This is a genomic window from Pseudomonas sp. Irchel s3f10 (assembly GCF_900187515.1).
Lineage (GTDB): Bacteria > Pseudomonadota > Gammaproteobacteria > Pseudomonadales > Pseudomonadaceae > Aquipseudomonas > Aquipseudomonas tensinigenes.
In genome coordinates this window covers 109151-124673 of the sequence record NZ_FYDZ01000007.1, presented here as the reverse complement: position 1 = coordinate 124673, position 15523 = coordinate 109151, and the positions used below count along the sequence as shown (strand labels likewise).

Annotated in this window: 9 protein-coding genes; 6 read left to right on the top strand and 3 right to left on the bottom strand. The window is 59.3% G+C overall.

Features of this window, described 5'->3' with window-relative positions:
- The first annotated feature begins 9 nt into the window (after positions 1–9).
- Positions 10–1947: a methyl-accepting chemotaxis protein gene (locus tag CKW17_RS16815; protein ID WP_095120689.1), complete on the top strand. Its 1938-nt coding sequence runs from the start codon at positions 10–12 to the stop codon at positions 1945–1947.
- A 201-nt stretch (positions 1948–2148) separates the two neighbouring features.
- Here the strand turns inward: CKW17_RS16815 and CKW17_RS16810 are convergent, their stop codons facing one another.
- Positions 2149–3951, bottom strand: a complete 1803-nt coding sequence (locus tag CKW17_RS16810; RefSeq protein ID WP_095120688.1) for an acyl-CoA dehydrogenase — start codon at positions 3949–3951, stop codon at positions 2149–2151.
- A 245-nt stretch (positions 3952–4196) separates the two neighbouring features.
- Positions 4197–8150, bottom strand: a complete 3954-nt coding sequence (gene putA / locus CKW17_RS16805) for a trifunctional transcriptional regulator/proline dehydrogenase/L-glutamate gamma-semialdehyde dehydrogenase (protein WP_095120687.1) — start codon at positions 8148–8150, stop codon at positions 4197–4199.
- A 456-nt stretch (positions 8151–8606) separates the two neighbouring features.
- On the opposite strand from putA, the gene putP reads away from it, so the two are divergent.
- The 4 genes from putP to CKW17_RS16785 all read left to right on the top strand — a co-directional run bounded on the left by putP (position 8607) and on the right by CKW17_RS16785 (position 13812).
- Complete coding sequence (gene putP, locus CKW17_RS16800) at positions 8607–10091, top strand: sodium/proline symporter PutP (protein WP_095120686.1); 1485 nt, start codon at positions 8607–8609, stop codon at positions 10089–10091.
- A gap of 352 nt (positions 10092–10443) precedes the next feature.
- On the top strand, positions 10444–12459 hold the full coding sequence (locus CKW17_RS16795) for a type VI secretion system tip protein VgrG (RefSeq protein ID WP_095120685.1): 2016 nt from the start codon (positions 10444–10446) through the stop codon (positions 12457–12459).
- Complete coding sequence (locus tag CKW17_RS16790) at positions 12449–13162, top strand: DUF4123 domain-containing protein (RefSeq protein ID WP_095120684.1); 714 nt, start codon at positions 12449–12451, stop codon at positions 13160–13162. Before CKW17_RS16795 ends, CKW17_RS16790 begins: the two co-directional genes overlap by 11 nt.
- Positions 13163–13491: 329 nt before the next feature.
- Positions 13492–13812 carry a hypothetical protein gene (locus tag CKW17_RS16785; RefSeq protein ID WP_095120683.1) on the top strand — a complete coding sequence of 107 codons (321 nt, stop codon included), beginning with the start codon at positions 13492–13494 and terminating at the stop codon, positions 13810–13812.
- 25 nt (positions 13813–13837) lie between these two features.
- Here the strand turns inward: CKW17_RS16785 and CKW17_RS16780 are convergent, their stop codons facing one another.
- Entirely contained in the window at positions 13838–14254 is a 417-nt protein-coding gene (locus tag CKW17_RS16780) for a hypothetical protein (RefSeq protein ID WP_095120682.1), read from the bottom strand.
- 330 nt (positions 14255–14584) lie between these two features.
- On the opposite strand from CKW17_RS16780, the gene CKW17_RS16770 reads away from it, so the two are divergent.
- Positions 14585–15424, top strand: coding sequence for a 23S rRNA (adenine(2030)-N(6))-methyltransferase RlmJ (locus CKW17_RS16770; protein WP_095120680.1), 840 nt, complete (start codon positions 14585–14587; stop codon positions 15422–15424).
- Positions 15425–15523: the final 99 nt, after the last annotated feature.

The following is a 15523-nucleotide window of genomic DNA, read 5'->3' as shown; positions in this document are numbered from 1 at the left end:
GGGTGCTCCATGCAGTTGTGGCGACGCAGTATTCAATGGCAGCTGATTCTCAGCATGGGCACGGCCCTGCTGGTCAGCATCCTGATCGTGGTTGGCATTTATACCCTGGTGGTCAACCGCCTCGCCCAGAGCTATCTGGTCGAACAAGCACTGCCGTCGAGCATTGAAGCGACGCGCAATGATATCGAACGCATCCTGGTGCAACCGCTGACGGCGGCCAAGGATATCGCCAGCAATACGATGGTCCGCGATTGGCTCGCATCCGGCGAAGACAGCAGCAAAACGGCTGGCTTCGCGCGGTATCTGGAAGGCATCCGCGCCGAACATAAAGCCTTCACCGCTTTGATCATCGGCACCGAATCCAATCACTACATCACCGAAAAAGGTCTGGATCGCACCCTCAGCCGTTCAAAACCGGCTGACGCGTGGTTCTATTCCTTCCTCGACAGCAATCAGCCGCGCACCCTCAATATCGACAACGACGGGGCGACCGGAGAACTGGCGCTGTTCATCGATTTGAAGGTCGAGCAGGCCGGCAAAGTGGTCGGTGTGGCCGGGCTCGGACTGAGCATGAAAGAGCTGTCGGAGCTGATTCACAACTTCAGTTTTGGTGAGCGTGGCAAGGTCTATCTCGTGCGTTCCGACGGTTTGATTCAAGTGCACCCGGAGGCGCAGTTCAGCGGTAAACGCACCTTGAGCGAGCAGATCGGCGCCAATGCAGCGCAGGCCGTCATGGGCCAGAAAACGGCGATCAGCAGCAGCTTCCAGAGGGATGGCGAAGACTTCCTCGCCTTCAGCCTGCCGTTGCGCGATTTGGGCTGGACTCTGGTGGCCGAAGTGCCGCAGTCGCAGATCTACGCCGAAGCCCGTAAAGCGATGTGGATGAGCGGCGGTATCGGTCTGGCGGTGGCGCTGGTGTGCCTCGCGTTGGTGGTGTGGCTGGCGCAAGGTCTGGTGCGGCCGATTCGCCAAGTAACAGCCGCGCTGGTAGCAATCGGTAGCGGTGGTGGAGATTTGACCCACCGGTTAGATTCCAGCCGTGCCGATGAGCTGGGCGACCTCGCCCGCGGCTTCAACCGTTTCCTCGATAGCCAGCGCGGCATGATCGGTGAAGTGCTGACCACCAGCGAGCGTTTGCGTACGGCCGTGGGGCAAGTGGCGAAAGTGGTGGAAAACACTGCCGAGCGTTCCGGCCGTCAGCAGGAAATGACCGACATGGTCGCGACTGCGGTTCACGAGATGGGCCTGACGGTTCAGGAGATTGCGCAGAACGCCGGTAATGCGGCCCTGGCCTCGCAGACTGCACGAGATGAAGCGCTGCAGGCGCGAGAAGTGGTCGGCGGTTCGATCCGGCATATTGAAAGCATGTCCGATGAGATTGGCGTAGCGGCTGGCGCGGTGGGTGAATTGGCGCACCAAGTGGCCTCGATCGATTCGGTGCTGGCGGTGATTCGCGGGGTGTCCGAGCAGACCAACCTGTTGGCGCTCAATGCCGCCATCGAAGCAGCTCGAGCCGGGGATATGGGTCGCGGCTTTGCGGTTGTTGCTGATGAAGTGCGTACTTTGGCGCGACGCACTCAAGCGTCTACTGACGAGATTCAACAGATGATCGGCAGCCTCAAGCAAGGTGCGGAAAACGCCGTGTCGTCCATGCGCACCGGGCAAGCCGCAACCGGCACCGGGGTTGAGTCGAGTCAGCGAACCGGGGCCTCGCTGACTGCGATTACTGGTCAGGTCGAGCGCATCAGTGACATGAATCATCAGGTGGCGACGGCGACGGAAGAGCAGTCGGCGGTGACGGAAGAGATCAACCGTAACGTGCAGGGGATTTCCGATCTGGCGCGGGCGACGGCGGGGGAGGTTCGGGCGTGTCGTGAGGATTGTCAGATGTTGCAGAGGCTGGCGGACGATTTGGCGCGGCAGATGGGTGGGTTCAAGTTGAGTTGAGTGTTGAGCCAGAAAAGCCCCTCACCCTAGCCCTCTCCCAGAGGGAGAGGGGACTGACCGTGGGATGCTTGAGTAATACGCCGACCTGGGAGTGCAGTACCGAATCCATAATCGACACGGTTTTTCAGGTCGATGTATAGCGCCAGACACCTCGGTCGGCCCCCTCTCCCTCCGGGAGAGGGCTGGGGTGAGGGTAGGCTTTCAGAACCACGCATCCTGCATCGCCAGGCACGTATCATCCCGCGCCTCCAGCAACGCCAGTTCATGGTGACAACCCGGCACTTCCCACGTCAGAAAGTACCGCGCCGCCTGCAGCTTGCCCTTATAGAAGTCAGCATCCGCTGAGTTCCCTTTGGCCAACCCTTCCTCGGCACGAATCGCCTGCTCCAACCAGCGCCAGCCAATCACCGTGTGCCCGAACACCTTCAGGTACAACGCCGAGTTCGCCAGACTGCTATTGACCTTGCCCTGTGCCAGATCGGTCAACAAACCGATGGTCACCGTTTGCAGACGTGCCACCAGTTTCTCTAAAGGCTCACGCAATGCGGTCAGTGATTCATACGCCGTCGCGCGTTCAGCGGTGTTGGCGATCAGAAGAATCAGTTGCTTGAGCCCCGCGCCACCGTTCTGCGCCAGTTTGCGCCCGAGCAAGTCCAGCGACTGAATGCCATGGGTGCCTTCATGAATCGGGTTCAAGCGGTTATCGCGGTAGTACTGTTCAACCGGGTATTCGCGGGTGTAGCCGTGACCGCCAAGAATCTGGATCGCCAGTTCGTTGGCCTTGAGGCAGAACTCCGATGGCCAGGATTTGACGATCGGTGTCAGCAGATCCAGCAATTCATGCGCCTGTTTGCGCTCGGCTTCGGACTCAAGCGTGGTGGTGTCATCGAACAAGCGCGCCGCGTACAGACCGAGATCAAATGCACCTTCGACGTAGGATTTTTGCGTCAACAGCATACGTCTGACATCGGCGTGCTGAATGATCGCCACCGGCGCCGCCGTCGGATCCTTGCTGTCCGGCACGCGACCCTGTGGCCGCTCGCGGGCGTACTCCAGCGAGTACAGATAACCGGCATAACCGAGCATCACCGCGCCCATGCCGACGCCGATACGTGCCTCGTTCATCATCTGGAACATGTAGCTCAAACCGTGGTGCGGCTTGCCCACCAGATAGCCGATGCACTCGCCGTTATCGCCGAAGTTCAGCGCTGTGGAGGTGGTGCCGCGCCAACCCATCTTGTGAAACAGCCCTGCCAGCAGGACATCGTTACGCTGGCCGAGGCTGCCGTCATCGTTGACCAGAAACTTCGGCACGATGAACAGCGAAATGCCTTTAACACCCGCAGGCGCATCGGGCAGCTTGGCCAGGACCATGTGCACGATGTTTTCCGAGAGCGGGTGATCGCCGCCGGAAATGAAGATCTTGTTGCCTTTGAGGCGATAAGTGCCGTCGGACGCCGGCTCGGCGCGCGTACGAATATCCGACAGCGATGAACCGGCATGCGGCTCGGTCAGGGCCATGGTGCCGAAGAAACGCCCGTCGATCATCGGTTGCAGAAAGCGTTGTTTCTGCTCGTCCGTGCCAAAGCTCTCAATCAGATTCGCCGCGCCCATGGTCAGGAACGGGTAGGACGTCGAAGCCGCGTTGGCTGACTGGAAATGCGCGAAGCAGGCTTGCGACAGCAATGTAGGCAGTTGCATGCCGCCGGCGTCGAAACTTCTCGCGGCGTTGAGGAATCCGGCTTCAAGGAAGGCATCCACCGCTGGTTTCACTTCAGGAATCAGAATCGCCTGACCGTCTTCGTAGCGTGGTTCGTTCTCGTCGCCCTTGCGGTTGTGCGGCGCGAAGTACTTCTCGGCGATGTTGCGCGCGGTGCCGATGGCGGCGTCGAAGGTCTCGCGGTTGTGCTCGGCAAAGCGCTCACGCCGGGTCAGGCCCTCGGCATCAAGGACTTCATACAGCTCGAAAGCCAGATTGCGGGAACTGAGCAGCGTCTCGGACATGGCGGCCTACCTGAAATTGGGGTTGGGCCGAGTCTAAGGCGGGGGAATAGAGGCTGGATATGATGATTGATGAGAGTGATGCAGAGGTGAGGGCGACACTAATCAAATGTAGGAGTGAGCCTGCTCGCGATAGCGGTCTGTCAGACACAATTATTTTAACTGACAGACCGCTATCGCGAGCAGGCTCACTCCTACAGGGGATTTCATTCCAGGCGACCGTTGCGGGCACCTGGAGTTACAGCGGTTTAGCCGATGGTCATCAAGCTCGCATTACCACCCGCAGCAGCAGTGTTAACACTCAACGCCCGCTCGATCACCAGACGCTCCAGCGCAATATTGGTCTCGCCCTGGGACAAGCCCTGAACCCCAACGATCGCGCCGGCACGCTTGGCAATCTGCTGGCAGACACCGCGCAACTGGTCGGAATGGCCGTGATGCAGAACCGCATCAAACACCACTTCATCCTTGTTCCAGTCAGAAACCAGCTTGATCCGCGCCTGAATCTCCTTCGGCAGGCGTGCGAACAATGCCTTGCTGATGTCGGACTCTGGCCACACCGCCGAACCACCTACCGCCAGCACCGCTGCCAGTTGCGTCAGCAGATCGCCTTCAACCTCGGCCAGGCACAACACGTGCTCGCGCGGCAGGATCGCGTAGCTGTTTTTCTCGCCGGTCGGGCCGGCCAGCACGCGGGTGATGCCGCTCTGCGATTGCGCAGCGTACTGCACGCAGAGGGTGCTCAGGTCAGCGAACTTGTTGCTGTCAGCCCAAGCTTTCAGGGCGTTCAGCGGTTTGCTCATGGCATCGCGCAAACGAACGTCGGGGGCGATAACGGCATCACCGCGAGCGAAGGATTGTTCGATGGCGTCGGTAGGACGTGTCGCCAGCAAGCGGTACAGGTACAGCGGGCCACCGGCTTTCGGGCCAGTACCCGACAGGCCTTCGCCGCCGAATGGCTGCACGCCGACCACGGCACCGACGATGTTGCGGTTAACGTAGACGTTACCGGCGTTGACGTTGTCGATCACCTTGGCGATGGTCTCATCGATGCGCGTGTGCACGCCCAGCGTCAGGCCATAACCGGAAGCGTTGATCTGAGCGATCAGTTGATCGATCTCTTTACGCTTGTAGCGCACCACGTGCAGCACCGGACCGAAGATCTCGCGTTGCAGCTCGTCGAAGCTTTCCAGTTCGATCAGGGTCGGCATGACGAAGGTGCCGCGTTTGACCTCTTCGGTGTCGGCGATTGCTACCTGGTAAACATTGCGACCTTTATCGCGCATGCCCTGGATGTGCTTGTCGATGCCAGCCTTGGCTTCGGCGTCGATCACCGGGCCGATGTCCACGGACAGGCGCTCCGGGTTGCCGAGACGGCTTTCTGCCATGGCACCTTTGAGCATTTCGATGACACGATCCGCGGAATCTTCCTGCAAGCAAAGTACGCGCAGCGCCGAGCAACGCTGACCGGCGCTGTCGAAGGCCGACGAAACTACGTCGATCACGACTTGTTCGGTCAGTGCCGAGGAGTCGACGATCATCGCGTTCTGGCCACCGGTTTCGGCGATCAGCGGAATCGGACGGCCCTGGCTGTCGAGACGGCCAGCGATGTTGCGTTGCAGCAGACGCGCGACTTCGGTAGAACCGGTGAACATCACGCCTTTGACGCGCTCATCACCAACCAGACCGGCGCCGACGGTTTCGCCGCGACCCGGCAGCAGTTGCAGCACGCCTTCCGGAATCCCGGCTTCGAGCAGTAAGCGCACGGCTTGAGCCGCCACCAGTGGAGTTTGCTCAGCCGGTTTGGCCAATACCGGGTTACCGGCAGCCAATGCCGCAGCGACTTGACCGCTGAAGATCGCCAGCGGGAAGTTCCACGGGCTGATGCACACCACCGGACCCAGTGGGCGGTGGGCGTCGTTGCTGAAATCGTTGCGCGCCTGCACTGCGTAATAACGCAGGAAGTCGACGGCTTCGCGGACTTCGGCGATGGCGTTGGCGTAGGTCTTGCCGGCTTCACGAGCGAGCAGGCCCATCAGCGGCTGGATCTCGCCTTCCATCAAGTCAGCGGCACGTTCCAGAATCGCCGCGCGTTCCGCGGGCGGGGTGGCCTGCCAGATCGGCGCAGCGTTCAGCGCGCATTGAATGGCGTTGTCGACGTCTTCGACGGTGGCTTCTTGAACATGACCGACCACATCACGGTGGTCCGACGGGTTCAGAACGGCTGCCGGTGTTTCGTTGCTGGAGGCGCAACCAAGCATCGGCGCGGCTTTCCAGTCGTTATGCGCAGTGGCGAGCAAGGCGCAGGACAGCGAAGCCAAACGATGTTCGTTGGCCATGTCGATGCCGCTGGAGTTGGCGCGTTCGGCACCGTACAGGTCACGCGGCAGCGGAATGCGCGGGTGCGGCAGGCCGAAACCACCTTCCACGGTCGCCATCTGCTCAATCTGCGCCACTGGATCGGCCACCAGCTCCTGAATCGAAATCGACTGGTCGGCGATGCGGTTGACGAACGAAGTGTTCGCGCCGTTTTCCAGCAAGCGACGGACGAGGTACGCCAACAGGGTTTCGTGGGTGCCGACCGGTGCGTACACGCGGCACGGACGGTTCAGCTTGCCTTCGGAAACTTTGCCTACAACTTGTTCGTAAAGCGGTTCGCCCATGCCGTGCAGGCACTGGAATTCGTACTGGCCCGGGTAATAGTTCTGACCGGCGATGTGGTAAATGGCCGACAGGGTGTGGGCGTTGTGCGTGGCGAACTGCGGGTAGATGACTTCCGGCACCGACAGCAGTTTGCGGGCGCAAGCGATGTAGGAAACGTCGGTGTACACCTTGCGGGTGTAGACCGGATAGCCTTCGAGGCCTTCGACTTGGGCGCGCTTGATTTCGCTGTCCCAGTACGCGCCTTTTACCAGACGGATCATCAGACGATGACGGCTGCGGCGAGCCAGGTCGATCACGTAGTCGATCACGTACGGGCAACGCTTCTGGTACGCCTGGATGACGAAACCGATGCCGTTCCAGCCAGTCAGTTGTGGCTCGAAGCACAGGCGCTCAAGCAGATCCAGCGACAGTTCGAGACGGTCGGCTTCTTCGGCGTCGATGTTCAAGCCGATGTCGTATTGCTTGGCCAGCAACGTCAACGACAGCAGGCGCGGGTACAGCTCGTCCATCACACGCTCGTACTGCGCACGGCTGTAACGCGGGTGCAGTGCCGACAACTTGATGGAGATGCCCGGGCCTTCATAAATCCCACGGCCGTGGGACGCTTTGCCGATCGAGTGGATGGCTTGTTCGTACGACGCCAGGTATTTCTGCGCGTCGTGCTCGGTCAGTGCCGCTTCACCGAGCATGTCGTAGGAATAACGGAAGCCCTTGGCTTCGAACTTGCTCGCGTTGGCCAGCGCTTCGGCGATGGTTTCGCCGGTCACGAACTGCTCGCCCATCAGGCGCATGGCCATGTCGACGCCCTTGCGGATCATCGGCTCGCCGCTCTTGCCGATGATGCGGCTCAGCGACGACGTCAGGCCGGCTTCGTTGTGCGTCGAGACCAGTTTGCCGGTCAGCAGCAGGCCCCAAGTGGCGGCGTTGACGAACAGCGACGGGCTGTTGCCCAAGTGCGGGTGCCAGTTGCCGGTGCTGATCTTGTCGCGGATCAGTGCATCGCGCGTGCCCTTGTCCGGGATACGCAGCAGCGCTTCGGCGAGGCACATCAGCGCCACGCCTTCCTGGGACGACAGGGAAAATTCCTGCAGCAGACCCTGAACAATGCCTGCACGGCCGCCGGCACTTTTCTGGTTACGCAGTTTTTCCGCGATGGAAGCGGCGAGTTTGTTAGTGGCTTCAGCCATGGCGACCGGCAGGCGAGCCTGCTCGATCAGCATCGGCACGACTTCCGGCTCGGGGCGGCGGTAAGCGGCGGTGATCGAAGCGCGCAGAACGGACTGCGGCAGGATGCTTTCGGCGAATTCGAGGAAGCACTGGTGGGCGTGATCGGTGTGGACTTCGCCCGCCTCATCGGCGTCCTTGGCGGTCAAACCGTTCAGCTCGGTCAGGGTTGCACCACCCTCGAGTTTTTCCAGGTAATTGAAAATTGCCTGCTTGATCAGCCAGTGCGGTGTGCGATCAATCGAGGTCGCGGCCGCCTTCAGGCGCTCGCGGGTCGGGTCATCGAGTTTGACCCCAAGGGTGGTGGTAGCCATATTTTTATCCTCATGGTTGCCACAGTTGCGTGGCATCAGCTGGCCGCAAGATTAGCCGTGCGCCGAAAGAGGTGCAACCGGGTGCAACCCTTTTTTTGTCGGAAAAATAAACGCTTCGTCAGGAATTATTTTCTGGTACGGAAGTGCCGCACTTGCTTGGTGCTTTTACTTCTAGCAACACCCTCTGACTGCGCTAAAAGGGAGCAAAAAGTGCCTGTTTCTCGGAATATCCGACTAGGTGCAACTAATTCGCGCGAAACTGGTTGCACCTTTTTTGGTTTGTTGCATAGCATTCGCGCCCTAGGTGCAACCGGGATAACCCGGTGTATCGGCTGGTGGCTTTCCTGGGGAAACATCAGTCCTAAATGCGCGGGATCGCGAATCGTCTGCCAAACGTTACCGTTTGCGCGCGGTTCATCACCGCTGCTACATAAAAACAAAGCCAGGGCGTACTTAATGAGCGTAAGCAATCCAACACTGATCACGTTCGTGATCTACATCGCAGCAATGGTGCTGATCGGCTTCATGGCCTATCGCTCCACCAATAACCTTTCTGACTATATTCTTGGCGGCCGTAGCCTGGGCAGCGTCGTGACGGCTCTGTCTGCCGGTGCTTCCGACATGAGCGGCTGGTTGTTGATGGGCCTGCCGGGCGCCATCTACATGTCCGGTCTGTCCGAAAGCTGGATCGCCATCGGCCTGATCGTCGGTGCTTATCTGAACTGGCTGTTCGTCGCCGGCCGTCTGCGCGTGCAGACCGAGCACAACGGTGATGCCCTGACCCTGCCGGACTACTTCTCCAGCCGTTTCGAAGACAAAAGCGGTTTGCTGCGCATTATTTCGGCAATCGTGATTCTGGTGTTCTTCACCATTTACTGCGCTTCCGGCATCGTGGCTGGCGCCCGTCTGTTTGAAAGCACCTTCGGCATGTCCTACGAGACAGCGCTGTGGGCCGGTGCTGCGGCGACGATTGCCTACACCTTCGTTGGCGGTTTCCTCGCCGTGAGCTGGACCGACACCGTGCAAGCCACGCTGATGATTTTCGCGCTGATCCTTACGCCGATCATCGTCCTGCTGGCCACTGGCGGCGTCGACACCACGTTCCTGGCCATTGAAGCCAACGATCCAAGCAACTTCGACATGCTCAAAGGCACCACCTTCATCGGCATCATCTCGCTGATGGGCTGGGGTCTGGGCTACTTCGGTCAGCCGCACATCCTCGCGCGTTTCATGGCGGCGGACTCGGTGAAATCGATCGCCAAGGCGCGTCGCATTTCCATGACCTGGATGATCCTGTGCCTGGGCGGCACTGTGGCGGTGGGCTTCTTCGGTATCGCGTACTTCTCGGCGCACCCGGAAGTTGCCGGTCCCGTGACCGAGAACCACGAACGCGTGTTCATCGAACTGGCCAAACTGCTGTTCAACCCATGGATCGCCGGTGTGCTGTTGTCGGCCATTCTGGCTGCGGTGATGAGCACCCTGAGCTGCCAGTTGCTGGTGTGCTCGAGCGCCCTGACCGAAGACTTCTACAAAACCTTCCTGCGTAAATCCGCTTCTCAGGTTGAGCTGGTCTGGGTCGGTCGCGCCATGGTGCTGTTGGTTGCACTGATCGCGATCGCCTTGGCGGCCAACCCGGAAAACCGCGTACTGGGTCTGGTGTCCTACGCATGGGCCGGTTTCGGTGCTGCGTTCGGTCCGGTTGTGCTGATCTCGGTTATCTGGAAAGAAATGACTCGCGACGGCGCACTGGCCGGTATTCTGGTCGGCGCGATCACCGTGGTGGTCTGGAAGCATTTCGAACTGCTGGGTCTGTACGAAATCATCCCGGGCTTCATCTTCGCCAGCCTGGCCATCTACATCGTCAGCAAAATGGGCGAGCCGACCAGAGGCATGGTGCAGCGCTTCGAAGCGGCGGAAAAAGATTTCCACCTGAACAAGTGATTGTTCTGAGCTGAGGCTCACCCGAAAACGGCCCGTTTCCTACAGGATACGGGCCGTTTTTTTGTGCCTGTGATTTCTCTGATTCACCGCGTTTCCCTGTAGGAGTGAGCCTGCTCGCGATGGCGGTGTGTCAGTCGACATCAATGCTGAATGTCGGACCGCTATCGCGAGCAGGCTCACTCCTACAAGGGATGGTGGTGGGCTTGAGGGATTTGTCTGTAGTTGAAGGCGCTGCTTTTTGCAGGGGTTTTCGTCAATGAAAGTAGGGCAAATCTGATTTTCCCGTCACCCATTCACCACCCCTTGCCCCTCATGCAGAATCGCCCGCCCTCACACTGCAGAGAGACATCGGATGTTCGCGTCTGCCAATCAACCGCGTTTCACGTTGACCCTCGAAGGCGCCCAACATGACCTCAAGGTCCTTGAGTTCACGGGCAAGGAGGCCATCAGCCAACCCTTTCGTTTCGAGCTGGAACTGGTCAGTGAGCGACCGGATCTGGATCTCGAAAGCCTCCTGCACTGTCAGGCGTTTCTGAGTTTTGATGCGGACGGCTCCGGCGTTCACGGTCAGATTTATCAGGTCGGGCAGGGCGATTCCGGGAAACGTCTGACGCGTTATCACCTGAGTCTGGTGCCGCGTCTGACGTACCTCGGTCACCGCATCAATCAGCGGATCTTCCAGCATCAGAGCGTGCCGCAAATTGTTGCGCAGGTACTTAAGGATCACGCGATCCTTCGTGATGCTTTCGATTTTCGGTTAGGCAGTGAATACCCGGTTCGTGAGTATTGCGTGCAGTACGCTGAAAGCGACTTGGCGTTCATTCAGCGGCTATGTGCCGAGGTCGGCATTCATTACCACTTTCAACACAGCCCCGACGCGCACGTACTGGTGTTCGGTGATGACCAGACGGTGTTTCCAAAACTGGCCACGCCGACCCTTTATTTGCCGGGCAGTGGCATGTCTGCCGGAGCCCCGGCGATTCAGCGTTTCAATGTGCGCGTGGAAACCCGCACCAGCGTGGTCACTCGGCGCGACTACAACTTCGAAAAGCCTCGTCTGCACCTGCAAAGTCGTGTCGACGGCGAGCAGCGCCCAGTGCTGGAGGATTATCACTTCCCTGGCCAATTCAACGATCGTGAAACCGGCAAACATCTGGCTCAGCGTGCCCTTGAACGGCATGTCGCTGATTATCGTCAGGCCGAAGGCATCAGCGACGAATCCGCACTGGTTTGCGGACATTTCCTGCAACTGGCCGAGCATCCGCGCCACGACTGGAACGACCTGTGGCTGCTGACTGCCGTCGAACACCATGGCCGCCAGCCACAAGTGCTGGAGGAATCGGTGACCAGCGATGGGGACGCTTTTCAGGGTTACCGTAATAGCTTTTTCGCCACGCCGTGGGACGTGTTTTTCCGCCCGACGCTGGGGCCGGAAAAACCACGCATGCCCGGATATCAACCAGCGGTTGTGACCGGGCCGAAAGACACCGAAATCCACTGCGACGAGTACGGTCGGGTCAAGGTGCAACTGGCTTGGGATCGCGACGGTGAATTGAACGAGCATTCCAGTTGCTGGCTGCGCGTTGCCAGCGGTTGGGCCCATGACCGTTATGGCAGCGTGTTGATCCCGCGAGTCGGCATGGAAGTGCTGGTCGGCTTCATCGATGCCGACGCCGACAAACCTTTGGTCGTGGGCTGCCTGCCCAACGCCGCGACACCGATCCCGCTGGATCTGCCCGCGGACAAGACCCGCAGCATTTTCCGCAGCCAGAGCAGCCCCGGCGGTGGCGGCTACAACGAACTGCGCATCGAGGATCGCAAAGGCGCCGAGGAAATCTACCTGCGCGCCCAGCGCAACTGGACGCAGCATGTGTTGAATGATCAACAGGTGCAGGTCGACAACCAGCGCAGCATCGTCGTCACCGGCACCGCCCGCCACGAGTTGAAGGCTGATGAGCAACGCATCACTCATGGTCAGCGGCAGACCGAAGTGAGGCAGGACGACCATCTGAGCGTGATCGGCGATCGGCATATTCGCGTGAGCAATCAGGCGATCAGCGCCAGTGGGCAATTCCACGTCAGCGCCGGTCAGCAAGTGGTCATCGACGGTGGCGCGAGTGCGACGATTCAGGCTGGTGGGCAGTGGATCAACATCGGCCCGGGTGGGATTTTCAGCAGCGTGCCGATTGTCGTGGGCGGCGCAGCGATGGCGGCGATGAGTGCCGCGCCGGTTGTACCGGGATTGCCGGAGAAACTCGCCGCCGCGCCGGCTGCCATGCTGACTGCCGCACAAATCATGAGTTTCAAGGGTGACGCGCCATTCTGCGAAGAGTGCGAGCGTTGCAAGGACGGTCTCTGTGCAGCCTGATTTTCTATTGCCTGCCGAGTGGTTGGCGCGGGAGCCATTGAAAGTTTCCGAGCAGTTGTTTGCGGTTTTCAGTAATGCCAGCGAGGCGAAGCCGCTCAAGGGCTGGCCAGACATGGCGAGTTCGATCTGGGCCGAGACGATCTATGCCGAGTGGGATGCGGTGATGCCTTACGTGGGAATTGTCGCTACTGACAGTGAGTTACTGCATTGGGTCGCCACTACCGAGTCGCAGGATTGGGGGTGGCTGGCGGTTTCTTCGGCGAGTCTGGAAGAGGTGGTGGCGCACTTTCGCAGCCTGACCCAAGTGCTGATGCCTGGCGGCAAAACGGTGTTTTTTCGTTTTTGGGACGGGCGGTTTCTGTTGCCGATTCTTCAGGCCGATGAGGTGGGTGCGGCGCAACTGTTTCCGCTGATCGGGCGTTGTTTGATTAATGGGCAGGCGCTGGAAATTGGCGGCAGGGCGCAGGTTTCGGGAAGGGTATTTCCGTGGTGGCAGGTACCGGCTTCGGTGCTGGCGCAGCAGGGCCATGACGTTCGAACGGCCAATGCGTTGCAATGGTTGAGCGACGAATATCCGGTTCTTTTCGAGGCCTTTCCCGAGGCGGTTTTGCGTTGCAAGGTCAGGCGGTTTTTTCAGGTTTCAATGTCGGAAGATTCGTCGCAATCGGCGTTGCTGGCGTTTTTGCTGGCAGAGTCAGGGTGAGTTTTCGGGGCGAAGGTCTCGGACGATTCCTTCGAGTCGCGGCGGTTTTCATGAACTGGTGGGCGATGGGTTGCAGGGATAGTCTTTTCGTTGTCACTGCGAGAGCGGTGACAGGGTGTAGGAGCCCTCTACCTATGGTGCATCAGCGCTGTTGTTTGAATTGCGGCACGTAACTTGTGTGAGCAATGTCGTCAGCGGCGGCTGTGTGCGGGACACGCTTCGGCGTGGCCGAATTCCATGGGTCGGTTTCCTACTCCCGTGCACGGCTGCCACCCAATCCCGTAGGAAGGAATGCGGCAGTTCACTTTTACACTCTATGGAAGATAGAAATGACGACAATACGAACGGCTCCACCCTACGAAAAAATCATCCCCCATCCCGATAACCGCTTCATGGCCCTGACCGGCAATTGCAGTGACATGCCGACCCTGTTCATCGACACCCACGTGCCCCTCGACATCCTTATGGACGCCGCCAACCATCGCCTGCGCGCCGTGATCCAGGTGCTGGAAAACATGTGCATGCGCGGCTCGGTCGAATGCGACTCCGTCATCCTCAGCGACTTCGCCCAGCTCTGCGTGATTCCTTTGCGCGATGGCTGTGATGTGCTTGATGTCATCGGCAGGCGGTTGCGCGAGATGCCTTCCTGATGCTTAAAAGCAACATCAAAAGATGTCAATCATCAACGATGTAAGCATCCTGAGTCCGGATAAAACGGTCGAACGCTTCTGAGTTGTACACCTGTAGGCAACCATGGAATATCATTTTTTTGTCCGAGTATTCTCTGTTGGCAGAGATCTGGTCAGACGCCGCAAACATATAGTTTCTGGTTTCTTTATAGGGATCGTGTAAAACCTTTTGCGTGTCTTCATTTTCCATGACGGTGTGCATGCCTTTGCCAAAATGCGAGTAGGCGCCGGCGGACATTTCGATGTCATGCTCCAGCTCAGACTTTTGATTGAATGGCTTGAGAATGCACTCGCTCAATCCATAGTTCTTGAGCGTTTGTCTGGCTTGATCGATGTGGTTTTCGTCGGCAAGTGCTAGATATGGGCTTAGCACGACGAGTAGGAAAATGAACGGGTATCGCATGAGTTTTTGACTTCCTGTCTCTGATTTTTCGCAAGTGTAACTGCGTAATAGCAAAAACCCTCACCCTAACCCTCTCCCAGAGGGAGAGGGGACTGATCGAGTTGTCTGGGTGAGGTGCGCCGACCTGCGACTTCAGCGGCGCACTTTGCTTCGCCAGGCTTGAGTTCGCGCTGATCTTTCAGGTCGACATAAGCCGCAAGATCACCACCGTCAGTCCCCTCTCCCTCCGGGAGAGGGCTAGGGTGAGGGCAGGCTTTTGTCCGCTCGGCTGCGAACCCCTGACTTGCCGCGCGGTAAAAGGTAAACTTTGCGCCCTTCGCAGGAGCAGCCATGAATTATCGTCACGCCTTCCATGCCGGCAATCACGCCGATGTGTTCAAACACCTGACCTTGACCCGCCTCATCGCCCTGATGTCGCGCAAGGAGCAGCCGTTTGCCTATCTCGACACGCACGCCGGCATCGGTCTGTATGACTTGCAGGGCGATCAGGCCAACCGTACCGGTGAGTACCTGGAAGGCATCGCGCGCTTGTGGGAGCAGCCGGATCTGCCGGCGCTGACCGCCGACTACATGAAGGTGCTGCACGAGATGAACCCGGAGGGCCAGTTGCGCTATTACCCGGGTTCGCCGGAGCTGGCGCGGCGCCTGACGCGCCCACAGGATCGGGTCATGCTCAACGAGAAGCACCCGGAAGACGGTGTGCTGCTCAAGGACAACATGGCCGGCGATCGTCGGGTCAAAGTTCATCTTGGCGAAGGCTGGCACGTGGCGCGGGCGATGTTGCCTGTGCAGGAGAAGCGTGCGGTGATGTTGATCGATCCGCCGTTCGAGCAGCTCGACGAGATGCAGCGTTGTGCGGCGTCGTTGAAAGAGGCGATTGGCCGCATGCGCCAAACGGTGGCGGCGATCTGGTATCCGGTGAAGGATCAGCGTGCGTTGCGTCGTTTCTATCAGGATCTGGCTGGGACCGGTGCGCCGAAGTTGCTGCGCGTGGAACTGCTGGTGCACCCGCTGGATACGCCGAACAGTCTGAACGGCTCGGGCATGGCGATTGCCAATCCGCCGTGGGGGCTGGAGGAAGAGTTGCGTGAGCTGCTGCCGTGGTTGTCGAAGAAGCTGGGGCAGACCCAGGGTGGGTGGCAGATGGATTGGCTGATTGCCGAGAGTTAATTAGTTGCTTTGATGGTGTCTGGACGGACGCCTTCGCGGGCAAGCCCGCTCCCACAGGTTTAGCGCCGAATTCAAAAATAGCGCATGACCCTGTGGGAG

Excerpts from the sequence above, each read along its gene's own strand:
- CKW17_RS16810 (WP_095120688.1), bottom strand. The coding sequence starts at position 3,951 with ATGTCCGAGACGCTGCTCAGTTCCCGCAATCTGGCTTTCGAGCTGTAT.
- CKW17_RS16815 (WP_095120689.1), top strand. The coding sequence starts at position 10 with ATGCAGTTGTGGCGACGCAGTATTCAATGGCAGCTGATTCTCAGCATG.
- putP (WP_095120686.1), top strand. The coding sequence starts at position 8,607 with ATGAGCGTAAGCAATCCAACACTGATCACGTTCGTGATCTACATCGCA.
- putA (WP_095120687.1), bottom strand. The coding sequence starts at position 8,150 with ATGGCTACCACCACCCTTGGGGTCAAACTCGATGACCCGACCCGCGAG.
- CKW17_RS16795 (WP_095120685.1), top strand. The coding sequence starts at position 10,444 with ATGTTCGCGTCTGCCAATCAACCGCGTTTCACGTTGACCCTCGAAGGC.
- CKW17_RS16785 (WP_095120683.1), top strand. The coding sequence starts at position 13,492 with ATGACGACAATACGAACGGCTCCACCCTACGAAAAAATCATCCCCCAT.
- CKW17_RS16770 (WP_095120680.1), top strand. The coding sequence starts at position 14,585 with ATGAATTATCGTCACGCCTTCCATGCCGGCAATCACGCCGATGTGTTC.
- CKW17_RS16780 (WP_095120682.1), bottom strand. The coding sequence starts at position 14,254 with ATGCGATACCCGTTCATTTTCCTACTCGTCGTGCTAAGCCCATATCTA.